This window comes from Streptomyces sp. NPDC031466, assembly GCF_055581265.1.
In genome coordinates this window covers 294483-317196 of record NZ_JBVIJT010000010.1, presented here as the reverse complement: position 1 = coordinate 317196, position 22714 = coordinate 294483, and the positions used below count along the sequence as shown (strand labels likewise).

The 22714-nt window shown below is 70.5% G+C and carries 24 protein-coding genes and 1 pseudogene; 19 read left to right on the top strand and 6 right to left on the bottom strand.

The window, feature by feature from the left end:
- Nucleotides 1-21 precede the first annotated feature (21 nt).
- From ACZ5GP_RS26065 to ACZ5GP_RS26050, 4 genes are all read right to left on the bottom strand, one after another.
- Nucleotides 22-1287 (bottom strand): hypothetical protein, encoded by a 1266-nt coding sequence (locus ACZ5GP_RS26065; RefSeq protein WP_468753095.1) that lies wholly within the window; start codon nt 1285-1287, stop codon nt 22-24.
- Nucleotides 1288-1365: 78 nt separating this feature from the next.
- Complete coding sequence (locus ACZ5GP_RS26060; RefSeq protein ID WP_468753094.1) at nt 1366-1656, bottom strand: hypothetical protein; 291 nt, start codon at nt 1654-1656, stop codon at nt 1366-1368.
- Between the two features lie 75 nt (nt 1657-1731).
- Nucleotides 1732-2811: a hypothetical protein gene (locus ACZ5GP_RS26055; RefSeq protein WP_468753093.1), complete on the bottom strand. Its 1080-nt coding sequence runs from the start codon at nt 2809-2811 to the stop codon at nt 1732-1734.
- A complete protein-coding gene (locus tag ACZ5GP_RS26050; protein WP_468753092.1) occupies nt 2808-3479 on the bottom strand; it encodes a hypothetical protein in 672 nt (223 codons plus the stop codon). The genes ACZ5GP_RS26055 and ACZ5GP_RS26050 overlap by 4 nt, the downstream gene beginning before the upstream one ends.
- Before the next feature lie 165 nt (nt 3480-3644).
- On the opposite strand from ACZ5GP_RS26050, the pseudogene ACZ5GP_RS26045 reads away from it, so the two are divergent.
- Both ACZ5GP_RS26045 and ACZ5GP_RS26040 read left to right on the top strand, forming a co-directional pair.
- Nucleotides 3645-3794 (top strand): annotated as a pseudogene (locus ACZ5GP_RS26045) (mycothiol transferase); the annotation flags it as partial.
- Nucleotides 3795-3877: 83 nt separating this feature from the next.
- Nucleotides 3878-4519, top strand: a complete 642-nt coding sequence (locus ACZ5GP_RS26040) for a hypothetical protein (RefSeq protein WP_468753091.1) — start codon at nt 3878-3880, stop codon at nt 4517-4519.
- Nucleotides 4520-4652: 133 nt separating this feature from the next.
- On the opposite strand, the gene ACZ5GP_RS26035 is transcribed toward ACZ5GP_RS26040, so the two are convergent.
- On the bottom strand, nt 4653-5537 hold the full coding sequence (locus ACZ5GP_RS26035) for a S1 family peptidase (RefSeq protein ID WP_468753090.1): 885 nt from the start codon (nt 5535-5537) through the stop codon (nt 4653-4655).
- Nucleotides 5538-6181: 644 nt separating this feature from the next.
- On the opposite strand from ACZ5GP_RS26035, the gene ACZ5GP_RS26030 reads away from it, so the two are divergent.
- The 13 genes from ACZ5GP_RS26030 to ACZ5GP_RS25970 all read left to right on the top strand — a co-directional run bounded on the left by ACZ5GP_RS26030 (nt 6182) and on the right by ACZ5GP_RS25970 (nt 16122).
- Nucleotides 6182-6904: a hypothetical protein gene (locus tag ACZ5GP_RS26030; protein ID WP_468753089.1), complete on the top strand. Its 723-nt coding sequence runs from the start codon at nt 6182-6184 to the stop codon at nt 6902-6904.
- 17 nt (nt 6905-6921) lie between these two features.
- Nucleotides 6922-7767: a hypothetical protein gene (locus tag ACZ5GP_RS26025; RefSeq protein WP_468753088.1), complete on the top strand. Its 846-nt coding sequence runs from the start codon at nt 6922-6924 to the stop codon at nt 7765-7767.
- On the top strand, nt 7764-9074 hold the full coding sequence (locus ACZ5GP_RS26020; RefSeq protein WP_358577190.1) for a CpaF family protein: 1311 nt from the start codon (nt 7764-7766) through the stop codon (nt 9072-9074). Before ACZ5GP_RS26025 ends, ACZ5GP_RS26020 begins: the two co-directional genes overlap by 4 nt.
- Before the next feature lie 7 nt (nt 9075-9081).
- A complete protein-coding gene (locus ACZ5GP_RS26015) occupies nt 9082-10182 on the top strand; it encodes a type II secretion system F family protein (RefSeq protein ID WP_468753087.1) in 1101 nt (366 codons plus the stop codon).
- Nucleotides 10179-11108, top strand: coding sequence for a type II secretion system F family protein (locus ACZ5GP_RS26010; protein ID WP_358577195.1), 930 nt, complete (start codon nt 10179-10181; stop codon nt 11106-11108). The genes ACZ5GP_RS26015 and ACZ5GP_RS26010 overlap by 4 nt, the downstream gene beginning before the upstream one ends.
- 77 nt (nt 11109-11185) lie before the next feature.
- Entirely contained in the window at nt 11186-11464 is a 279-nt protein-coding gene (locus ACZ5GP_RS26005) for a hypothetical protein (protein WP_468753086.1), read from the top strand.
- Between the two features lie 34 nt (nt 11465-11498).
- Nucleotides 11499-11945: a TadE family protein gene (locus ACZ5GP_RS26000; RefSeq protein WP_468753085.1), complete on the top strand. Its 447-nt coding sequence runs from the start codon at nt 11499-11501 to the stop codon at nt 11943-11945.
- Nucleotides 11945-12370: a TadE/TadG family type IV pilus assembly protein gene (locus tag ACZ5GP_RS25995; protein WP_468753084.1), complete on the top strand. Its 426-nt coding sequence runs from the start codon at nt 11945-11947 to the stop codon at nt 12368-12370. The genes ACZ5GP_RS26000 and ACZ5GP_RS25995 overlap by 1 nt, the downstream gene beginning before the upstream one ends.
- Nucleotides 12371-12381: 11 nt before the next feature.
- Nucleotides 12382-12840 carry a TadE/TadG family type IV pilus assembly protein gene (locus ACZ5GP_RS25990; protein WP_468753083.1) on the top strand — a complete coding sequence of 153 codons (459 nt, stop codon included), beginning with the start codon at nt 12382-12384 and terminating at the stop codon, nt 12838-12840.
- A 113-nt stretch (nt 12841-12953) separates the two neighbouring features.
- Nucleotides 12954-13373 (top strand): hypothetical protein, encoded by a 420-nt coding sequence (locus ACZ5GP_RS25985; RefSeq protein ID WP_468753082.1) that lies wholly within the window; start codon nt 12954-12956, stop codon nt 13371-13373.
- Complete coding sequence (locus ACZ5GP_RS25980; RefSeq protein ID WP_468753081.1) at nt 13370-14722, top strand: putative T7SS-secreted protein; 1353 nt, start codon at nt 13370-13372, stop codon at nt 14720-14722. Before ACZ5GP_RS25985 ends, ACZ5GP_RS25980 begins: the two co-directional genes overlap by 4 nt.
- A gap of 23 nt (nt 14723-14745) precedes the next feature.
- Nucleotides 14746-15423 (top strand): hypothetical protein, encoded by a 678-nt coding sequence (locus ACZ5GP_RS25975; protein ID WP_468753080.1) that lies wholly within the window; start codon nt 14746-14748, stop codon nt 15421-15423.
- Between the two features lie 24 nt (nt 15424-15447).
- Entirely contained in the window at nt 15448-16122 is a 675-nt protein-coding gene (locus tag ACZ5GP_RS25970; RefSeq protein WP_468753079.1) for a hypothetical protein, read from the top strand.
- 29 nt (nt 16123-16151) lie between these two features.
- On the opposite strand, the gene ACZ5GP_RS25965 is transcribed toward ACZ5GP_RS25970, so the two are convergent.
- Nucleotides 16152-16511 (bottom strand): hypothetical protein, encoded by a 360-nt coding sequence (locus ACZ5GP_RS25965; protein WP_468753176.1) that lies wholly within the window; start codon nt 16509-16511, stop codon nt 16152-16154.
- A 342-nt stretch (nt 16512-16853) separates the two neighbouring features.
- Here ACZ5GP_RS25965 and ACZ5GP_RS25960 point away from each other — a divergent pair, with 342 nt between their 5' ends.
- From ACZ5GP_RS25960 to ACZ5GP_RS25945, 4 genes are all read left to right on the top strand, one after another.
- Nucleotides 16854-19937 (top strand): BTAD domain-containing putative transcriptional regulator, encoded by a 3084-nt coding sequence (locus tag ACZ5GP_RS25960; RefSeq protein ID WP_468753078.1) that lies wholly within the window; start codon nt 16854-16856, stop codon nt 19935-19937.
- 76 nt (nt 19938-20013) lie between these two features.
- Nucleotides 20014-20739, top strand: coding sequence for a prepilin peptidase (locus tag ACZ5GP_RS25955; RefSeq protein WP_468753077.1), 726 nt, complete (start codon nt 20014-20016; stop codon nt 20737-20739).
- 73 nt (nt 20740-20812) lie between these two features.
- A complete protein-coding gene (mqnC, locus tag ACZ5GP_RS25950; RefSeq protein WP_358577221.1) occupies nt 20813-22012 on the top strand; it encodes a cyclic dehypoxanthinyl futalosine synthase in 1200 nt (399 codons plus the stop codon).
- A gap of 7 nt (nt 22013-22019) precedes the next feature.
- Nucleotides 22020-22619, top strand: coding sequence for an imidazolonepropionase-like domain-containing protein (locus tag ACZ5GP_RS25945; RefSeq protein WP_468753076.1), 600 nt, complete (start codon nt 22020-22022; stop codon nt 22617-22619).
- Nucleotides 22620-22714: the final 95 nt, after the last annotated feature.

Here is a 22714-nt window from a genome sequence, read left to right as displayed (position 1 = left end):
TGTCCTGCTCGGACGGCTGCCTCACCAGGCGGAGTGGGCCTGCGTCACGCCGTTGTTGCCCTTGAAATCGTTGTAGGCATCCCAACTGGGCTTGTGCGGAACGCCGAGCCCGTCACTCACGGCGTTCAGGGAGTCATTGTCACCGAGCAGTTTGTCGCCCCAGTCGACCGCCGTACCGGCGTACGTCGATCCCATGGCGGTGCCATAGGCGATGTTTCCGCCCACCTTGGCACCGGGCGATATTCCCTCACCGAAGAGCCGCTTGTTCTGACTGATCCCCTTACGCAGGGCAGCGAGTTCGCTGTCTCCGAGGTGTACTGCCTGCGACCACTTGCCGGGAGGCGGCATCTCGTCGGCCACCCGGCCCGCGCGTCCGGCGATTCCCTTGCGCAGCGCGGTCATCTCCTGCCGGATGGCCGCCTTCGTCGCGTCGTCGGTTGCGCCCGCCAGACGATTGGCCAACTGGTTGCGCAGGGATTTGGTGCCCGCGAGACCCTGCTTGAGCTTGGTGACCCTCTGCACGGTGGATGCCGCGCGTGTCGTCTTGCTCGCGGCCTTGAGCCCGGCCATGGCACCACGACCGATCCCCATGGTGAGCAACCCGAAGGCGTCGAACGCGACGTCCATCCAGGTGGCCTTGCCCGCCGCCACCAACAGCATGCGGCCGAGGACGACCGCGACACCGATGCCGATGACGATGAGATTGAGACCCGGTATGAAGATCGCGGCAATGGCCAGAGCTGTTCCGATCCAGCTGAGGATGTCGAGAAACAGCTTGAACCCCTCGGCATGCTCTTTGGCCCAACCCACCAGATCGTCCCAGGCGCTGTCCTCCACCGCGTCGTCGATGGCCTCACGAATGTTTCTGCGAGCCGTCAACGCGTGGTCGTGGAAGTGGGAGGTGGCCTTTTCGAGCTGCTTCTTCGCCTCTTTGACCGCGTCTTCGTCCTTTTCGTCAGCCTGCGCCTTGTCACGTGCCTTCGCCGCGAGTTCCTGTGCGTGTTCCAGTTCTCTGGCCCAAGTGTTCAGGTGGCCCGACACCTTCTCGTACCGGCCCTTTGTCTTGTCGAAGCGTCCGGCGAGTTCGTCGGCCTCCTCCTTCAAGCTTTTCGCGTACTCGCCCTTGATGTTGTCGTCGTCACCGAGCCGGCGAAGTTTCTTCACCTGCCGGGACAGAGTCTCCGCGATGTCCGAGAGTCGCTTCGCCTCCGCACGGACCGCGACCGGGTCGCCCGGGGTCGGGTCGGATTCGGCGAGAGGGGACCAGTCGACGGGACGGCCGGCCACGTGAGTTCTCCCTTGCTCTGTGCTCTGTGCTCTGGTGCTTTGCCGCTGCGTACGCGCGGCCTGTTCGCTGCGTCCTTGCTACTTCTTCTTGCGTTTGTTGGCCTCGGCCAGTTCCTTGTCGAGCTTCTCGAAGTTCTCGATCGACTGCTCGACCAGTTTCCCGACCTTCTCGATGTTCCCGAGCAGTTCCTTGCGGTGGTCATCCCAGTTCGTGGTGAACTCGTCCATGGCGCCGGCGACATACGAGGACCCGTACTCGTTCCGCATGTCCTCCTGGTGCCCGGAGCACCCCTTGAACTCCTTCCGGACCGTTCCGAGATCCTTCTTGATCGTGTAGAGGTACTCGTAGTCGACCCCGAGGTCGGTCATGTGCTTCTCCTCGCGTCTTCTTCGTCCAAGGGGAGGGCGTCGTCCAGCGCGGCTGCGGGTCTCCGGGGCGGGAGATCACCGGTTGACGGACTGCACTTCCTCGACCGCGATGTCCTGTACGACCTCGATCGTGCCGTCGGGCATGCCGACCGGTCCGTCCTGGCCCGTGCCCGTCCAGCTGATCTCCCAGGTGAGGGAGGCCTTGAGGGGGAAGGTGGCGCCCTTGGACGAGCGGTTGTAGACGATGCCGCAGGGCGGGGTCTCCTTGGACTTGCCCTTCGCGTACGGCGCGCCGATCTTGCCGTCGACGATGGGGCATTCGCCGCTTGCGGGGATCATCGTGGCGTCGTCGCTGCCCGGGTTGATCGTGAGGGACTTGGGCCGGGCGGTCGTCGTCGCCTCCAGGTGGAAGCCGGGCACATCGATGGCCGCCGTCGCGCGGACATCGTCGAAGACGGCCTTGTCGAGCCAGGCCCAGGTGGGCAGGTTCACCTTCGTGGTGCCCTCAGGGGCGAGGGAGACCTTGGTCCTCGGCAGCTGCATCCGCTGGTAGGCGAGGTCGGCCAGCATCTTCGACGTGATGGCCTGCTCGTACTGGGGCGGCGGGGTCTCGCCCTCATCGACCCAGAACGGGATGTCGTCGCAGGAGGAACGCTTGAGGACGTCCGGCTCGTCGGGGTTCTCGACGGCGGCCCAGAACATCCCCTTGCCGTCCTTGTCGACGTTGTAGTCCTTGTAGCCGGGGGTGTCGGTCCAGCCGTAGTCGTCCTCGTAGTGCCGCTGCAACTCGGAGAGCGCCGCGCCCGCGTGTCCGCCCATGCCGGGGGCGCTCATGGAGTCCTTGAGCTCCTTGGACATCTTCTTCTTGAAGTCCTTGGCACCGAGGTAGGGCGCATACCAGCAGGGGGGAGGGGCCCAGGTGACGTCGGAGGAGGTGACGTTTCCCCTGCTCTTCCCCTGAGCGACGGCGCCGGTGTAGTGGATCTGGGCGGCGGCGTAGATGCCGGTTCCGTCGCTGCCGCCCTTTGCTTCTGCCTCGCGGCCCTTGCCGGAGTTCACCGGCTTGGCCGCGTGGGCGGGTGCCGTGAGGACGAGGGCGCCGAGGGCGAGCGTCAGGGCTGCGGTACCGAGGGTCGTACGACGTGCTCTGTTCACCGGCACTGTGCCGCCTCCGTCTCCACGAATACCTTGGATGCCTGCCACAAGTCCTTGCCGGTGGGCATCTTGGTCATGATCAGCTTGTAGTGATCGAAGTCCTTGATGCTGGGCTTGGTCCTCAGCACCTTCCCGGTCTTGATCTCCTTGCCGAAGTATTTGCTCGAGTCCGCGCAGAAGGCGACCTCCACCGAGTTGCCGTTGGCAGCGGAGCGTGTGGCGGCCCGGTAGTGGCGCAGCGTGCCGGTGGCGGTCCAGCCACCCTTGATCCACTCGTTGATCTGCACCTGCGCGTAGCGAAGGCCACCACCGGTCGCGTAGGCGGACACGGCCGCGTCCTTGGGGGTGCGCTTGTCGACGCCTCGGTAGATGGCACGGAAGAAGTTCGCGGCGTCGTCCATGGCCGCCGCTTCGTTCTTGTTGTTCGGCTTGTCCCAGTCGAAGACCAGCTTCATGTCCTTCGGCAGGGACAGGTCGACGCCGTCCGGATTGTCGTCCGTGGATGCCGCCGGCTCCGGCGACTTCTTCGGCTTCGTCGTGCCCTGATCGGCGCCCGTGATCTTGTTCTTGTCCGGGGAACTGTCGTCACCCCCACTGCCGCAACCCGTCAGGAGCAGGGCAGCGGTCGCGGCGAGCGCGGCGGTGACGGGCAAGGTGCGGCGGTTCACGGTCGGCTCCCGGTGGGGCGAGGATGTCTCCAACAGCCCGACGTTATCCACGGGGTTGGTGGTTCCGCCAGGGTCGATAGTGGGGCAAGGTGTGCCATCCCGGCGGACTGTCATCGTGTCGTGACGCACTCGGGGCGGACTCCCTGGACGCCACCGGCGAACCCGACGGAGAACGGAGAGACGTACTCCCTGCGTTGCGTCCTCACGCACATCATCGAGGAGTACGCCCGCCACAACCGCCCCGCCGACCTGCTGAGGGAGCGGATCGACGGCGGCACGGGCGAGCAGCGGGCGGGCGCACCCGGGTGCGCCTGAGCCTCGTAGGCTGGCCCGGGCCGGACCGGCGAGCAGTCGGCCGGCCCGCCCGGCACACGCCGACGAAGGGGACGAGAACAGCCATGGCCCGCTACACAGCACCGCAGACCATCGCGCGCGGCGGATTCAGCATCAAGGTGCCGGAGTCGTGGTGGGAGTTCGACGTACGCCCCGAGTCCCGCGACGCCGCCATCCGCCAGATGATCAACGACCGCGTGCGGGCCCGCCCCGAGCTGGCCCCTCACCGCGACACCTTCGAGGGCTTCCTGCGCAAGGCCGCGAAGGACGCCTGGCAGTCCGGTGCCCTGTACTGCGGCTGCATGGCGGAGACCTTCGGCGGCGATACGCCGGTCACCGGCTCGGTCACGGTCTCTCTGGTCGGCGCGCGCACGCCCGGCGGCGACATCCTCCCGACCGACCCGGAGCGCATCGTCGCCCAGCTCGGCGTGCGCGAGGCCAAGCGGGAGGGCGACGCGTGGCGCAAGGTCACGACGGTCGACATCCCGGGGGTGGGCCTCGCGGCCCGGACCCACGGCGTCGAGGACATCTCCGTGGAGGGCGACGACCGCACCCTCCGCGTCGTCCTGATGCAGACGTTCATCCCCGTACCGGGCCAGGAGGGCAAGGTCGCCCTGGTCTCGGGCAGCAGCCAGCTCCTCGAACTGGCCGACTCGTTCTTCGACATCTTCGACGCGGTGACGTCCACGTTCCGTTTCGCGGAGTAGCGGAGTGGTGGAGTAGCGGAGTAGGGGCGGCCGGTCCGGCCCATCAGGTCCGAAGAAGTCCAGCTCCGAGGACACCCCCGCTGACGGCGGGGCCCGTACGCGTCACGAGGATGCGTACGGGCCCCGCTCGCCCTCAACGCCGGTTCAGCACCCGCTTGATCCGCTTGCCCGAGCGCGACTCGTCCAGCGTCTTCCACAGCTTCGACGAGCTGAGCGACGTGTAGACGCCGGGGGCGCCCTGCGTGCCGCAGCCGTCGCCGTAGGAGACGACGCCGATCAGGATCGGGGCCTCGCGGCCGGGGACCTTGCGGAAGATGGGGCCGCCGCTGTCACCCTGGCAGGAGTCCTTCGCCTCCACGCCCGCGCAGAAGTTGACCTTCGCGTCGTACTCCTTGTAGCTCGTGCGGCACTCCGCGTGGGAGAGGATCGGGACCTTCACCTCGCGCAGGCGGTCAGGGGTGTGGTCCAGCTCCGTGTCCGTGTTGCCCCAGCCCGCGACCGTCGCCTTCTGGCCGGGGCGGATCAGCGCGTCGGTGCCCTGCGTGGGGAGCGCCACGGGGGAGATGCCCCGCACCGGCTTCTCCAGTTGGAGGAAGGCCACGTCGTAGGCCTCCTTGCCCTGGAGGTAGCGCGGGTGCACGACGACGCCGCCCTTGGCGATGTCCCGTATCCGGCCCTGCTTCCTGGAGAGGACCGTGCGGCCCACCGCGACCTGGAGCGTCTTCGGCGTGACCGGCTTGCCCGCCTCGTCGACCAGGCAGTGCGCCGCCGTCACGACTGTGTCGGCGGTGACCAGGCTCGCCCCGCAGAACTGACGCTCACGCGCGCCGCCCGGGCCCTTCTCCAGCACGGCCGTCATGAACGGGTAGGCGTCGTTGGGGACTTCGGTGCCGCCGATGATGGCGTGCGCGGCGGGGGCCGAGGTGGCGACCATCGCGAGGGCGGCGCCGCTCGCGGCGAGGCCGGCGGCGAGGGAGGTCCGGCGGGTGGGGGTCCGCAGGGGGGTCTTGCGACTCATGGGGGGTTGTTTCTCTTTCGTGTCGTGCGTGGTACCTGAATTCCGGCGAGCCGCCGGGCAACAGGCGGGGCCGGCACCACATTTGGTCATACGTTCAACCATGTGGTCATTCCTCGTGAAACCTTTCGTGCGGAAGGAGAGAGGGGGAATCCGTGACACCGGTTCACTCCACCACTTGCGTGGGTTGTGGGGAGAACCGCGGGCGGTTCGGTGGCCGCGCCCACGGCGGAGCGTGCCTCCCTTCGCGCGTGCGGCCGCACAGGGCGGTGGGCGGGAACCGACCGCACCCCCGGTGACGTCCCTCTCGGGGGCCCGCGTGGGCCTCATCGCCCGTCCCGCCGCGCCCAGTTGCGCACAGCGGGTCAATTCGCGTACGCACACACCCGCCACGCCTTTGTGATCCGGCAACGGCAACGGCAACGGCATCGGAACCGGCGAGCTCGGATTGCGCGTGGATAACGATGAGGCCTGTGAGGTTCGCGATCTTTAACGTGCCTTGAGGGGCTTATATGCTGCTGATACGGTGCGATGACTTGACACGGGGCCTGGGCTGAACAGCCCGCCCTAGGTGGGGCGAGAGAGTCGCGAGTGTCACAAATGATCGAAATTGACCGATTCTTCTTGGGCGTGCGGGGAGCAGTTGCGTGAAGATCCAGGAGCGTTTGGGGGCGGGCAACAACCGTTCCGCCGCGCCGGCCCAGCCGGCGATGGGTGAGCGACTTCCCGCGCCGCCTCGCGAGCGCAAACCCGCGCTCGCCGCCCTGGCCGTCCTCCTCATCCTCGTCGGCGCGCTCGGCGCCACCGTGCTCGTGCTGCGCGCCGGCGACCGCATCGAGGTCGTCAAGGTGACGAAGGAGATCCCGGCGGGCGAGGCGCCCGTCGAGGGCAGGAACATCACCAGCGTGATGGTCGCCGAGGACGACTCGATCCACTACGTCCCGTGGGTCAAGGTCGGCGCCCTCGCCAAGCTCAAGGCCAAGAGCACCATCCCCGCCGGCACCGTCGCCGTCGGCGAGATGTTCGGCGCCAAGCCCGGCCTGCCCGCCGGAAAGGCCTCCGTCGGCCTCTCCCTCAAGGAGGGCCAGTACCCCGCCGACCTGAAGCCCGGCGACACCGTCGCCGCCTACCCGGTGGTGTCCGGCACCTCGACCGGCAAGGGCTCCACCGGCAGCGGCGGGTCGAGCGGCGGTACGCCGCTGGTCGCCGCCGCCAAGGTGAGCACCATCAGCTCCAACAACGACGCCACCGTCAGCACCGGCAACCAGAACCTCACCCTCCTGGTCCCGCGGGACGAGGTCGCGGCTCTGGCGAGCGCCGCGTCCGAGGGCAAGGTCGTCGTCGTACGCGTCACCCCCGACAGCAACTAGAGGCGAGCGGAAGAGACATGGCGCTCATCGCACTCGCCGCCGACAAGGGGTCGCCCGGCGTCACCACCGCTGCCGTCGCGCTGGCCGCCGTCTGGCCGCGCCGCGTGCTGGTCGCGGAGACCGACCCCGCGGGCGGCGACCTCGTCTACCGAAGCGCGGCCGCGCACGGCGGACCGCTCAACCCCAACACGGGCATGCTGTCCATCGCGGCCACGGCCCGCCGCGGCCTCGTGCCCGACCAACTGTGGGACCACACGCAGCCGTTGAGCGGCGGTCTCGAAGTCCTCGTCGGACTCGGCAACGCCGAGCAGGCCGCCGGGCTCGCCGGGGTGTGGCCGACCCTCGGGCGCGCCTTCGCGCAGCTCGCCGACTCGCCGCACGCGCCCGCCGACGTCATCGCCGACTGCGGGCGCGTCAGCGGCGACACCCCGGCCGTCGAACTGTTCCCGCAGGCCGCCCTCGTCCTGCTCGTCTCGCGCACCGAGCCCGAGGCGCTCGCCCGCGTCCGCGACCGCGCCGCGGCCCTCGCCGCCAAGCTGCACGGCGGATCGCGGGGCGCCGCCTCGCTCGCGACCCCGCTGATCGGCGTCCTGCTCATCGCGGACCCGTCGGCGTCGGCCAAGCTCGTCCACCAGGTCGACGACATGCTGATGGCCGCGCAGACCGGCGCCCGCGTCGTCGGCACCCTCGCCGACGACCCGACGGGCGCCGACCAGCTGGCCGGACGCAAGCGCGGACGGCTCGACAAGTCGCTGCTCATCCGCTCCGCCCGCAAGGTGACCGTCGACCTGTACCAGCAGTACGGCGCCGCCTGGAGCGGCCCGGCCGCGCCGCGGCGGCAGCAGCACGGAGCGGGCCGATGAGCACGCCCGTCGACCACCAGCTGGTGAAGCGGTTCCGGCAGGAGGCCGGCGACCGCATCGCCGAGCAGCGCCGCCTCGACCAGATCTCCGGCGTCACCCCGATGTCGGGCGAGGACGAGCGGCACTACGCCCGCGCCGTCATCGCGCAGATCCTGGAGGAGTACGCCCGCGCGGAGATCAACGCCGGGCGCACCCCGCTCGACGCGGAGACCGAGGAGCAGTACGCGGCCGCCGTGCACGCCGCTCTCTTCGGCGTCGGCCGGCTCCAGCCGCTGCTCGACGACCCCGAGGTCGAGAACATCGACATCAACGGCTGCGACCAGGTCTTCGTCGGATACGCCGACGGCCGCGAGACCAAGGCCGACCCCGTCGCCGAGACGGACGAGGAACTCGTCGAGCTGATCCAGGTCCTCGGCGCGTACTCGGGTCTCTCGTCCCGCCCCTTCGACTCCGCGAACCCCCAGCTCGACCTGCGGCTGCCCGACGGCTCGCGCCTGTCGGCGGTCATGGACGTCACCCGCCGCCCCGCCCTGTCCATTCGCCGCGCCCGCATGGGCAAGGTCTTCATGTCGGACCTGGTCGGCAACGGCACGCTGACCCCGGAGATCGGCCACTTCCTGGCCTGCGCGGTCCGGGCCCGCAAGAACATCATGATCGCGGGCGCGACCAACGCGGGCAAGACGACGCTGCTGCGCGCCCTCGCCAACGAGATCCCGCCGCACGAGCGCCTGGTGACCGTCGAACGCGCCCTGGAACTGGGCCTCGACCAATTCGCCGACCTGCACCCGAACGTCGTCGCGTTCGAGGAGCGGCTGCCCAACTCCGAGGGCCAGGGCGAGATCTCGATGGCCGAGCTGGTGCGCCGCTCGCTCCGTATGAACCCCTCCCGTGTCATCGTCGGCGAGGTGCTCGGCGACGAGATCGTCACGATGCTGAACGCGATGTCCCAGGGCAACGACGGCTCGCTCTCCACGATCCACGCCAACAGCTCCAGCGAGGTCTTCAACCGCATCTCCACCTACGCGCTCCAGGCCGCCGAGCGGCTCCCCATCGAGGCGAGCCAGATGCTGGTGGCGGGCGCGGTCAACTTCGTCGTCTTCATCCAGCGGCGCAACAACTACCAGTCCGGCGGCAAGCTCCAGCGCGTGGTGACCTCGGTCCGCGAGGTCAACGGCGTCGACGGCCGCGTCCTGTCCAGCGAGGTCTTCGCCGAGGCCCCCGACGGGCAGGTCGTCGCGCACGCGCCGATCGCCTGCATGGACGACCTGGCCGCGTTCGGCTACCGCCCCGCCGGGCAATGGGGGTGAGCACGACATGAACGCATCCCACCCACTGGCAGCGGATTCCCTCGGCTCGATGGGCGGCCTCTTCTCGCTGCCGGTCCTGTACGCCCTGCTCTGCGGCGTCGCCGCGGGCGGCGGCATCGCGCTTCTCGTGCTCGCGCTGCGGGGCCTGCCCCCGAAGCCCGAGCACGAGAAGCACAAGGCGAGCGAACGCTGGAGCGAACTGATCCGCTTCGCGGGCCGCCGCGGCTCCCTCGCCGCCGGTGTCGGCCTGGTCGTCCTCCTCCTCACCCGCTGGGCCGTGGCCGGCATCGCGGCCGGCATCCTCGTCTTCTTCTGGGACAAGCTCTTCGGCGGCGCCGCCGAAGAGCGTGCCCAGATGAAGCGCGTGGAGGCCCTCGCCGCCTGGACGGAGTCGCTGCGCGACACGATCGCGGGCGCGGTCGGCCTGGAACAGGCCATCCCCGCCTCCGCCCGCGCGGCGGCACCCGTGCTCCGGCCCCACCTGGACGCCCTGGTGGACCGCCTGCGCGCCCGCACCCCGCTCCCCGAGGGCCTGCAGATCCTCGCCGACGAGATCGACGACGCCTCGGCGGACATCATCGTCGCGGCGCTCATCCTCAACGCCAAGCTGCGCGGCCCGGGCCTGCGCCAAGTCCTCGGCGCGCTCGCCAAGTCGGCGCGCGAAGAGGTCGACATGCGCCAGCGCGTCATGGCGCAGCGCGCCTCGACCCGCCGCTCCGTGCAGATCGTGGTGGCGGTCTCGGTCGCCTTCGTCCTCGGCCTGTCCATCTTCAACCGCAAGTTCGTCGAGCCCTACGGCACACCGGTCGGGCAGCTCGTGCTGGCCCTGGTCTGCGCGCTGTTCGCGCTGGGCTTCTGGTGGCTGCGGAAGCTGTCGACGGTCGAGACGCCGGACCGCTTCCTGGTCAAGGACGAGCCGGGCGTGCAGTTCGTGCGGCCCCGGGGCGCGGCGGACGGCGCCGGGCAGGGCCGGCCGGGCGCCGGGCGGCCGGGCCTGGGGCAGCCGGGCGTGGGGCAGCCGGGCGTGGGACAGAGCGGTCAGCAGGGCCTGCCGGTTCAGCACGGCCTGCCGGGTCAGTCCAACTCCTCCGAGGGGATACGTCGATGAGCCTGACGATGCCGATCGTGATCGGCGCGGTGCTCGGCCTCGGCGTCTTCGCCCTCGTACGCGCCCTGCTGCCGCCCAAGCAGAGCGCGGTCGCCACGGTGGCCCGCATCGACGCGCTGCGGGCCCGCGGCGCCGCGTACGCCTCGCAGCGGGCCACGGGAGACGTGGAGAAGCCGGGCCGCATCGGATCGCTGCGGACCCGCGTCGGCGCGCGCGTCGCGGACCTCTACCTCCAGCAGGGCTGGGAGCAGCGCTCGCTGCGGGCCGACCTCGCGGTCCTGGACCGCAGCTGGGAGAAGTTCCTGGCGACGAAGGTGCTGCTGGGCGCGGTCGGCGTCTTCTTCGGCCCGTTCCTCTTCACCGTCGTCATGGTCCTCGGCTTCAGCCGCAGTCCGATCATCCCGGTGTGGCTCGCGCTGATGTTCGGCGCGCTCTTCTTCTTCCTGCCCGACCTGGAGGTACGCAGGGACGCGGCGGACAAGCGGCGCGATCTGCGCCGCGTCATCGGCGCCTATCTGGACCTGGTGTCGATGAGCCTCGCGGGCGGCCGCGGTCTGCCCGAGGCCCTCATGGCGGCGGCGGAGGTCTCCGACGGCTGGGCGACGCAACGCATCCGCAGCGCGCTGGCCGACGCCCGCATCACCGGCGTCAGCCAGTGGCAGGCCCTCGGCTCGCTCGGCGAGGAGTTGGGCGTCGAGGAACTGAAGGACCTGTCGGCGTCCCTGGCGCTGGTGGCGGACGACGGCGCGAAGGTGCGCGAGTCCCTCGCCTCCCGCGCGGAGACGATGCGGCACCGCGAGCTGGCCGAGATCGAGGGCAGCGCGGGCGAGAAGTCCCAGTCGATGCTGGTCGCGCAGCTGCTGCTGTGCGCGGGCTTCCTGGTCTTCCTCATCTTCCCGGCGGCGATGCGCGTGTTCCAGGTGTAGCGGCCCGTCACGACGGTGCCGGGCGACAACGGGGCCCGGCACCACCTCCCCCACCACTCCTGAGAGGACAACACATCATGAACGGACCGAGCGGCCTGAACGGCCTGGACGAGCGGGACTTCCGTACCGGCAACCCCGGCCTCGACCTCGTGATCACCTTCCTGCAGGGCCGCGTGCAGCGCGTCCGCTCGGGCGAGCTGGACCGGGGCGCGTCCGCGGTCGAGTGGGTCATCATCTCGGCGGTCGTCGTGGCGATCGTGGGCGCGGTGGCGGCCATCATCAACGCGGCTCTGGACAAGGGCGCCACGAAGGTCGGCGAGTGCATCGAGGGCGCGGACGCGGGCAAGACCTGCTGATCCGGTGGTGAACGGGGACAGGGAGCGGGGACGCGTGCGCGAGCGTGCGAGACGATGGGTACGCCGCAGGGTGGAGGCCGCCTCCACCCGCGGCGAATCCGGCATGACCGCGATCGAGTTCGTGCTGCTCACCCCCGTACTGTTCTTCATGATCTTCGCGACGGTGCAGTTCGGCCTGTACTTCTTCGCGGACCACGTCGCCCAGGCGGCGGCCCAGGCGGGCGCGCGCAAGGCCCGCGCCACGGCGGACGAGAACGCGGGCGGCTGGCGCGGCGAGGCCCGCGACGTGGTCGACGCCTACATCCGCCAGCTCGGCCCGCAGTTGGTGCTCGACCCGGACGTGCGCACGATCCAGCCGGAGCCGGGCACCGTCGGCGTGGAGATCACGGCGAAGGTGCCGATGGTCTTCCCCGGGCTCGACTTCACCGTGCACGCGCGGTCCTCGGGACCGGTGGAGCGGTTCGTGGAGGACGACGGCTGATGCGCTTTCGGCTGCCGCGGTGGCGGCGTGACGACCGGGGGCTCTCCACCATCGAGGTGGTGATCCTCGCCCCCGTGATGATCCTGTTCATCCTCGTCCTGGTGGCCTTCGGGCAGCTCGTGGACGGCCGGGGCGCCATCGACGGCGCGGCGCGGGACGCGGCGCGCGCCGGCTCGATCCAGAAGGAGCACGGCACGGCGATGGCACAGGCACGCGCGGCCGCGCGGGCGGACCTCGCGGACGTCTGCTCGGGCCCGGTCAGCGTCGTGCAGAAGAGCGCCGGCTTCGACCCCGACGTCGACCCCTTCTTCACCGTCGAGGTGAGCTGCCAGGTACGGGGCCTGGCGATGATCGGCGTCGACGTCCCGACGACCCTGAAGGCCAGCTTCAGCTCGCCGCTGGACCCCTACCGGAGGGCGGCGTGACGAGGAGAGCCATGACCGACGCCGTACGAGGACGGGTTGCCGCCCGCCGGGAGGCGCTGGACGACCGGGGCTCGGGGGCGGGCGCCGTCATCATCTTCGCGATCGTCTTCCTCACGCTGTCCGCGTTCGTCATCGACGGCGGACTGTCCATCTCCAAGCGGGAACGCGCCGCGGACATCGCGGAACAGGCCGCGCGCTACGCGGCGCAGGACCTCGACACCGAGGGCCTGTACGAGGGGGCCGAGGGCGCCCCCATCAACTACGAGAACTGCGGCGCCCGCGTCCAGGCCTTCGTCCGGGAAGCGGGCCTGTCCGGCGCGGACGTCTCGGCGACCCACTGCGTGACCGCGAACGCCCAACGCGTCGAGGTCCAGGTCCAGATGACCTACAGCCCCGTCTTCACCGGCATGTTCTACGGGGGCGATGTCACGGTGAAGGGGAGCGCGGTGGCGGAGAACGAGGTGGGCTGAGGCGGGGCCCGCCTCACCCCTCACCTGCGGCGCGTCAGCACAGGCCGTCCGATATTCACCCCACAGCACCGGCAACCGGTGGTGACCTCCGGGGACGCGAAGCGGTTTATCCGTTGTTCGCCTCGCTCTGGCCGAAGGCTGCTGACCGCCGCTACCGGTCCCGGATCGGGCAGGTGGTGCAGAAGACATCGGGGGTGCCAATGGCTCGGCAACTGAAGGTCGATGACGATGAGCTCACGCGCTTCATGAAGTTGCTCGACAGGTCGAACGAATCCTTGAAGGGACTTCGCAAGGCCCTGAGCGACGCCACCACCACCGGCCTCGGCACCGATGACCTCGACCGTGCCTGCGAGGAATTCCAGGACGACTGGAAATTCGGTGCGGAACAGCTCGGCAAACAGACCGAGGACCTGGCGAAGATCGTCGCAAAGAGCAAGGAGAGCTACCGCGAGGTCGACGACGCCCTGGAGGCGGCGATGAACAAGGCGAAGGCGAAAGCGACGAAGAGCGCGGGCGGCGGCGGAGCGAAGTGACGTACGCCCCCGGTGCCGGAACCGACCCGTTCCCCGATTCCCCCGCCCGCCGTAACGGCCCCCTGCCGCAAGGCCTCAAATCCTCACCGGACATCCCGAACCCCGACTTCCCCGATCTCGGGTTCAACCCGGCCCCCGGCAGCCCGGACACCGTAAAGGCCCTCCACAAGAAGCTGGCCACCTGTGCCAAGACCCTCGATGACACCCACGAGGTGGTCACGAAGCTGATGGACGGCAGTTACTGGGAGGGCGACGCGGCCGTCGCCTTCCGGGAGCAGCTGGAAGGCGGCCGGTTGCCGAAGGACCTGCGAAACGCTGCCCATTCCCTCGCCAAGGCCGCCCGGCAGTTGCACCGCTGGCACGATGAACTGGACGATTTCCGGTCCCGTGCGAAGCGCCTGAACGACGACGCCAAAGCCGCGAGGGAGGCGTTGGAGAAGGAAAAGGGCAGAGCCGATAGCGCCGGACATGACCCGGACCTGAAAGGTGAGGGCGGTCGGCTGGACGACGCCAAGAGGGCTCTTTCGCGGGCCGAGGCGCGGGTGAGCGCAGCGCAGGACGAACTGGACCGGATCTTGCGCAGGGCAAGGGGCCTCGCTTACGAGCACGAGGAGAAGGCCGGTCTCAGGGCGGGCAGGATTCGTGCGGCGACGAAGCATTTGGCGCCGCATGAACCAGGCTGTTTCGACAAAGCCATGGAATGGATCGAGGAGAACCTGCCGGACATCCTGGCGGCGGTGGCCGGCGTCATCGGCCTGGCGGCGATCATCCTCGCGGGACCGCTGGGGGCGGGGGTGGTGGCGGCCCTGTTGTTGGCTTCCTCGGCGCTGGGGGCGGGAGCGCTGGCGTCACGGATCTCGGACCCCGGGGTACGCGCCTCCTTGTGGGATGGCCTCAGTAAGGGAGAATTCGATTCCGATTTCTGGAGCAACGCGGTCTCGGTAGGGGCCGATGCGGCTGGAGTGCTGCCGGGAATCGGGGCTGTCAGTAGGGGCGGTTACGCGGGTGCTCGAGCCCTCACACAAGGAGCTGAGGCCCTCAGCCTCGGCCAGAGGATGAGAACTGTTGGCACGACAGTGATGGATGAGGCTCGAACCGTCTCGACCCTGGAAAATCCAGTGATCAATTACGTCGTGCGCGGCGCGAGTGACCCGGCGAGAGCGAGCAGGACGGTATCTACGACGTCAAGCTCCGTCGGCGTGGGCACAGGAGGGTTCGGATTGGCGAACAGCCTTACGGATGCCGACGACGACGGGATCAAGGACGGTGCTGTCGCTGGTATCGACGGTGCGCGGCTGGGCCTTGATGGGGGCGGACTCCTGAATGTTGCCCGCCACGTCCTCTCCTGACCACCTCTGACAGAAGGGCCTTCGTGAACGCCTCAGAGTATGAAACTGCCTGGGAGCATCCCCCGACACGCCGCGCCTGGCGCTGCCACATGGCCATGAATGTGGTCGGTTTGCTCGGCTGGGCCGGCGGCTGGCTAGCACTCCTCGGTGTTGCGACTTACCAGCCCAACTGGGTGGCAGTGGTCTTCATGCCGTACTTCCTCTATGGCTTCTACCGGGCCACCGTTCAGCTGCGTTATTTCTCGGCTGCCTTTTGTATGCTGCGTATTTTGCGTACTTACCCATGGCAGATGCTCACCGATGTGCCCCGCGGCGCGGGCAACCATCCAGAGGCACAGGACGACGGGCCCTGGGTGGAACTTCCCAACCCGGCCGATCACGCTGAACCGGTGCCGCTCGTATTTATCAGTCATCTACGTTCGCACTGGTGGTTGAGGCATATCGGAGGGCCGCGCACCGCGCCCGAACTGAAGGCTCGACTGGAACCTCTCTGGTTTGCCGGGGACCCCCGGTTCTTGGGGGTTGCCGCAGTCTCTCGACGTGCGGGAAACGGTCCGCGGCGGCTGCACTTCCTCTACCAACCTCCGGCTCTGGGTAAGGCCATGCCCCAACAGAGGTGGAGTGCCGGTTCGGCTGATCTCGAACGCGCCCGAAGGGCTGGAGCCCGGATCTCTGACACCGCCTCCGAGATGCGCACGTAAACGACTCCCTACCGGACAGGACCCGTGAACGCCCACACCTTCGTCCTCCACGACTCCGCCAAGAACCCGCACGCCGACATCTGGTTCGCAGAACCGCCCGGGTTCATCGGTCTGCCGCTGGATGCACTGTCGCCCCCAGAAGGCTCCCCGCCTCCCGGCGACCGTGCCGAGCTGGCGGTGCTTCTCGACTCCGCGCCCGATGACATGTGCCGCCAGCTACTCCTCGGGCAACTCTCCGAAGGGCACCGTTTATTGGAGGTCCTGCGGGAGGTCGGAACCGTCCACTGCTCCCTGGGCCTGCACCGAGATGACGTGGAGGAGGGCAGTGACGGGCAGACGCTGCTTTCTCTGCTCGTTCTCTCCTGGCGAGCCATCGCCACCGCGCCGCCCGCCGTCACCGCTGCCCGCGCCGTCACATCCCAGGCGCCGCCGCACACCCGCATCGAGTACCTGGAAGACCTGCCCTGCGGACCCGTCACCCTCAGCGAGACCCTCCGTGCCCCGGCAGCGGGGAACGGACTCGTTCGACAGGCGCTGTTGCAAGTGCACGCCCATCTTCCGCATCCGGACGGCAAGCGGCTGGCGGTCTTCACGTTGAGCACCACGGCCGTGAGCCGGCGCGAGGCGTATCGCCGGATGCTCCGCCGACTCGTGGGAATGGTCAGCTTTGAGGATCCGCTGATCCCAGGTGAGGCCTGAACCGGCCCGGTTCGGCTGCCCCGCCCCCGCTACTTGGTCCCGCCCTTGTCCCCCTTGCCGCCGCCCTTCCCACTTCCGTTCCCGTTCACCTTCACCGCGTCGTTGACCTCCTTCGCCAAGTCGTCGTCGAGCTTCTTGAACTCGCGGACGACCGCGTCGGACAGGGACGCGAGCTGGTCCAGTTGCTGGCCGATGTCCTCGCGGCCGTCCTCCCAGTTGGACTCGAAGTCGTCCAGGGAGTCGTAGACGCCGCCGTCGCCGATGTCGTCGCGGTAGGACTCGAAGATCTTCTTGGTGCGGTTCATGCGGTCCTTGATGGAGCGCAGCCGGCGGCCGTAGTCCTCCAGGTCGGTGATCGGGACCGCGAGGTCGCTCTTGCCCTTGCCCATAGTCATGTCCCCCTCGGGTGCCTCACCGCTCCCCGCCGACAGGGAGCGACGGTGCCGACGCTACCGGGCCGGCCGGCCGTGCGCCTTGTGCATGCCTCCCCTTCGTCGGCGCCGGCCGGGGGGGGGAACCGGCTCCGCCCCCACCGCGTCGGTGATCAGGGGCGGGGCCCACCGCCTCGGCCCGGCGAATCGGGCCTTTGGTGCGCAGAGTTGGTAATCGGGCGGAGCCCCCGCCCGCACGCCTGTCTGCCCATCGGCACCTTCCGTACCATCGCCTCAGTAGCTCAGTAGGCTCTTGCCACCACCATCCACTCCTCTCCACAGGACACCAGGACTTCCGCCATGGCGCGCACCACCTCACGCTCGACGAGCCCGCCTGATCCGCGGTCGCCGCGGAACCGGACGCCGCAGCCACTGCCGGGGCGCCGGCGTTCCGTCGGGGACTTCGTCAAGGCCTTCCTCGCCTTCGTCGCACTGGCGGTGCTCCTGGTCGGCGTGCCCGGCGCGCTGGTGGTGTTCGTGGGGTGGCCGCTGCCGAGCGGGGCGCCCTCGCTGAGCTGGTTGCAGCAGGAGATCACCGTCAGCACGTTCATCAACGTGCTGACCGTCGTCGTCTGGTTCGCCTGGGCGCAGTTCACCGCCTGCGTACTCGTGGAGATAAAGGCCGCGCTCTCCGGTGTGGGGATTCCGAGCCGTGTGCCGGGCGCCGGCGGCAGCCAGCTGCTCGCGCGTCAGCTCGTCGCCGCCCTGCTCCTGGTGGGCGCCACCGCCGCCAGCTTCGCGCCGGGGCTCTCGCAGTTCGGGCAGTCGTTGGAGGGCAACCAGAAGCCCGCGTCCGCCGCCGCGCAGCAGACGCCGGGGCTCTTCGGGCAGGAGCAGCGGACCGCCGCTTCCGCCGCCCACGCGCTCGCCGCGCAGGCCGAGCAGGCCGCCCACGCGGACGCCGGCGTCGGCGCCAAGGACGGCGACACGAAGTTCTACCGGATCCAGCCGCCCGAGGGACGCCACCACGACTCCCTGTGGGAGATCGCCGAGCGGCACCTCGGCGACGGCCGCCGGTACAAGGAGATCTACCAGCTCAACAAGGACCGCGAGCAGCCCGACGGGTCCAAGCTCTCCGAGGCCAGCCTCATCCGGCCCGGCTGGATCATGGAGATGCCCGCGGACGCGCACGGCGGCGAGCTGGTCGAGATGCCCGACGAGGCTCCGAAGATCTCCAAGGACGTCAAGGAGCAGATCTCCGACTACTCCCGGACCGGCGACCAGCGACAGGGCGGCGGCCGCCAGGGCAGTGGCGACCAACAGGGCAGCGGCGGCCAGCAAGGCGGCAACGGCCGCCAGGGCAGCGGCCACGGCGCCCGGGAAGGCGGCAGCGGCTCCGTCGACCAGGACACCGCGCACATCGTCCTCCCCGAACAGCGCCCCGCCGCCCCCGCCGAGCCCGCCACGCCGCAGACCCCGGCCACCCCGCAGACACCCGCGGCGGACGCGCCCGACGGCGGCCACCTCGACGGTTTCGGCCTGCCCGAAGCCCTCCTCGGCGCCCCCCTCCTCGCCGCCGGCCTCCTCGGCGCCCTCGGCCGCCGGCGCCGCCACGCCCTGTGGCAGTCGGCCCTGGGAGCCGTCGGCGGGCACCGCGGCATGCAGCCGGCGACGCCGACCGGCGCCGCCGCCGATGTGCAGGACGCGCTGCTCGTGGGCGCCGACCCCGAGGGCGTACGCCTGCTCGACCTGTCGCTGCGTGGCCTCGCCGCCTCGCTCGCCGAGGAGAACCGCCCGCTGCCGACCGTCTACGCGGCCTGGCTGACCAACGGCGACCTGCACCTCCAGCTCGCCCAGCCGGCGGGCCGGCCGCCCGCGCCGTGGCAGCTGGGGCAGGACCAGACGTTCTGGGTGCTGGCCCGCGCCGACGCCGAGCGGTACGAGGACGTGGACACCGCCGCGCCCTACCCCGGCCTCGTCAGCCTCGGCACCCTCGACGACTCGCGGCTGCTCCTGAACCTGGAGTCCGTGCCCGGCATCGTCTCGCTGAGCGGCGCCGCGAGCGACCGCGCCGCCGTCTTCGCCTCGGTCGCCGCCGAACTCGCCACCAACGGCTGGTCGGACCGCATGACCATCACCCTCGTCGGCTTCGGCCAGGACCTCTCGACGCTCGCCCCCAACCGGCTGCGGCACCTGGAGGACGTGGAAGCCCTCCTGGAGACCATGGAGGCCGAGACGCGGCAGCGGCGCGGCGCGCTCGGCGCCGCCGGACACGACTCCGTGCTCACCGGCCGCACCGGTCCCGCCCGGCACACCCGCTGGGCCCCGCACCTCGTCCTGCTCGCCGCCGAGCCGACCGGCGAGGACGCGCTCAAGCTCGCCGAACTCGCCGCCGACGCCGCCCGCCTCGGCATCGGCTACCTCGTCGGCACGGACTCCGGTGACCTGCCCGGCGCCGCCTGGGAGATGGAGATCACGCGCGAGGGCAAGCTGCTGGCACCGCTGCTCGGCCTCGAACTGGCGGCCCAGACGCTCCCCGAGGACCAGCAGCGTGCCGTCGTGCGGCTCTTCACCGAGGCCGACCCCGACAGCGCCGACGACCGGGGCCCCACCGGCCCCGACGACGGTCCCGCGGGCGCCGCGCCGCCGTTCCTCGTCGACGTCACCGAGCAGGGGCGGCCCGCGGTCTACGCCCGCCTCGTCGGTACGTACGAGATCATCGGCCTCGACACCCCGGACGGGGACCGCAGCGCGCTGATGCACGAGGCCCTCGCGCTGCTCCTCCTGCACCGCGAGGGAGTGCACCCCCGGGTGCTCTCCTCCGCGCTGTGGCCGCGCGGCGTCACCGAGGACGTGCGCGACGCGCTCGTCGAGCGGCTGCGCGAGTGGCTCGGCACCGACCCCGACGGCTCGCCCCGGCTGCGGACCGACCGGAACGGCCGGCTCACGCTCGCCAAGTCCGTCGTCTCCGACCTGGACGTGCTGCGGTCCCTGTACTACGAGGCCACGCAGGGCCGGGGCGCGGGCAACCGTGCCGTGCGCGGGCGGATGCTCACCGACGCGCTGGTGCTCGTACGAGGGCAACTGCTCGCCGACCGGCCACGCGGGCGGTACGCGTGGCTCACGCACGAGATCATCGACGCGCAGCTGCCGTTGCTCGTCGCCGACATCGGGCTCGCCCTGTCCGAGTTCCACCTGGAGAAGGGGCGCGCGGAGAAGGCGATCGAGGCGCTGAACGCCGCGCTCGGCTCCGCGCCGGGCGATGAGCGGCTCTGGAACGAGCTGCTGCGGGCGACGGCCGCGACGGAGGACCCCACTCGCTTGCGGCAGGTGGCGGCCGACCTGATCGCCCGCAGCGGCGCGCGCGGGCTGCCGCCCCGCACCGAGGCCTTGCTGGACGAGCTGTTGCCCGCCTGGCGCAGTGAGGCGTCCGCGGCCGGGTGAGGGCATGGAACCGCCGCTTCGCGGCGGATGTCTCCCACCCACCCGCCCGTTACCCCGCGTCGAACAGGTGAACGTCGTGACCGCTCTCCTCGCCGTCCTCGGCGGCGCGCTCTGGGGCGTTCTCGCCGGCGCCCTCGTCCCCCGCGCCGCCTACCGGCTCTCCGTCCCGCCCGAGGAGAGCCGGCGCCGTGCGTGCCCCTCGGGGCACCCCCTAGGGGGGTGGCTGGGGCTCGCCAGGTGCGGGGCGGACGGGGAGTGGTACGGGCCCCGCACCAGCACCCTCGCCGCCGTCACCGCGATCGTCTGCGCGGCCCTCGCCGCCGCCACCGGCGCCCGCCCCGAACTGGGCGCGTGGCTGCTGCTGGCGCCCATCGGCGTGCTGCTCGCCGTGGTCGACTTCCGGGTGCACCGGCTGCCCGACGTACTGACCCTGCCGCTCGCCGGGGCGGCGCTCGCGCTGCTGGGGGGCGCGGCGCTGCTGCCCGAGCACGCGGGGGAGTGGACCGGCGCGCTCTACGGGGCGCTCGCGCTGGCCGGCGCGTACTTCGTGCTCTTCCTCGTCAACCCCGGCGGCATGGGCTTCGGCGACGTGAAGCTCGCCCTCGCGCTGGGCGCGGTGCTCGGCTGGTACGGGTGGGGGGTGCTGCTGCTCGGGACCTTCGCCGGGTTCGTCCTCGCCTCGCTGTACGGCATCGGGCTCATCGCCGCCCGCCGCGCCGGGCGCAGGACCGCGATCCCCTTCGGCCCCTTCCTGATCGGCGGCGCCTTCGTGGGAGTGCTGCTCGGGGCGTACTCCGCCTGACGTCGGGGGCTCTCGGGGGCTGGCGTACGCTGGCTGGCAGTCCGTCCACAACCCTTACGAAAGGGACGCCCCGGTGACCGAGAAGGCCGACCTTCAGTCCGTCCTCGACCGTGCCGCCGCAGGTGGCCGGATCACCCCCGAGGAGGCGCTCGCCCTCTACCGGGACGCCCCGCTGCACGCGCTCGGCGCCGCCGCCGACGCCGTGCGCCGCCGCCGTTACGCCGGTACGGAGCACATCGCGACGTACATCATCGAGCGGAACATCAACTACACGAACGTCTGCGTGACGGCCTGCAAGTTCTGCGCCTTCTACGCCGCCCCGAAGGACACCAAGAAGGGCTGGAGCCGCGACCTCGACGACATCCTGCGCCGCTGCGCGGAGACCGTCGAGCTGGGCGGCACGCAGGTGATGTTCCAGGGCGGACACCACCCCGACTACGGCGTCGAGTACTACGAGAAGCACTTCGCGGCGATCAAGGAGAACTTCCCGCAGCTGGTCATCCACTCCCTCGGCGCGTCCGAGGTCGAGCACATGGCCCGCATCTCGAAGGTCCCCGTCGAGGAGGCCATCCAGCGGATCAACGCCGCCGGTCTCGACTCCTTCGCGGGCGCCGGCGCCGAGCTGCTGCCGGAGCGGCCGCGCAAGGCCATCGCCCCGCTCAAGGAGAGCGGCGAGCGCTGGCTGGAGATCATGGAGATCGCCCACAACCTCGGCGTGGAGTCCACCTCCACGATGCTCATGGGCACGGGCGAGACCAACGCCGAGCGCATCGAGCACCTGCGGATGATCCGCGACGTACAGGACCGGACCGGGGGCTTCCGGGCCTTCATCCCGTACACGTACCAGCCCGAGAACAACCACCTCAAGGGCCGTACGCAGGCGACGATCTTCGAGTACATCCGCATGATCGCCATCGCGCGGATCTTCCTCGACAACGTCGCGCACATCCAGGGCTCCTGGCTGACCACCGGCAAGGAGGCCGGCCAGCTGACGCTGCACTACGGCGCGGACGACCTCGGCTCGGTGATGCTGGAGGAGAACGTCGTCTCCTCGGCCGGGGCCAAGCACCGCTCGAACCTGCGCGAGATGATCGACATGATCCGCACGGCGGACCGGGTGCCGGCCCAGCGTGCCACCACCTACGAGCACCTCGTCGTCCACGACGACCCGGCGAACGACCCGGTCGACGACCGCGTCGCCTCGCACATCTCGTCCACCGCGATCGAGGGCGGCACGGCGCATCCCGAGCTGAAGCTCCTCGCCACCAACTGAGGCCGTCTTGCTGACACTTCACGTCGCCGAGGGGACTCCGGAGTCGGCGGTCCTGGTCGAGGGGGCGAGCGTCGCCGCCGTCGGGCCGTACGAGGAGCTGGCCGCCGCGCACCCGTCGGCCCGGGTCCGCCGCTGGCCCGGCATCCTCACGCCGGGCCTGCTCAACCCGTACGGGCCCGAGCTGCTGGAGGCCACCTACCACCCCGATCCGCGCGAGGCCGGGTGGCTGGGCACCGAGCCGATCGGCGGCGAGCGGGCGAAGGCGCTGTTCCGCAAGGACCCGGCCCGGCTCGGCGCGAGCGCGCGGCGCGGGGTGCAGCGGCTCCTCGCGCACGGCACGGTGGCCCTCGCGGGCGAACTGCGGGCCCGCCCCGTCCTGGACGCGGTCCGCAGGGCGGGCCTGGCGATGGCCGCCCGCCCGCCGCAGCTCGCGGGTCCACCCGCCCTCTCTCCGACCCCGCTCATCCTGCTGCCCCCCTTGCAGCCGGGCGCCCCCGCCCGCTTCGCCGTCTTCGACGTCCCCGACCGCCAAGCCCTGGTGGAACAAGGCGCGGCAACCTGCGCGGCGACGATCCTCGCCGGCCGCCTGGTCCACAGAACCAGCTGACCCACCCCGCCCCCAGCGCCCCAAGGGGCGCGAGGAACGGCGCGAGCAACCACAAAGGTCCCGCACCTGAGAACGCACAGCCACCCCCTCCCAAG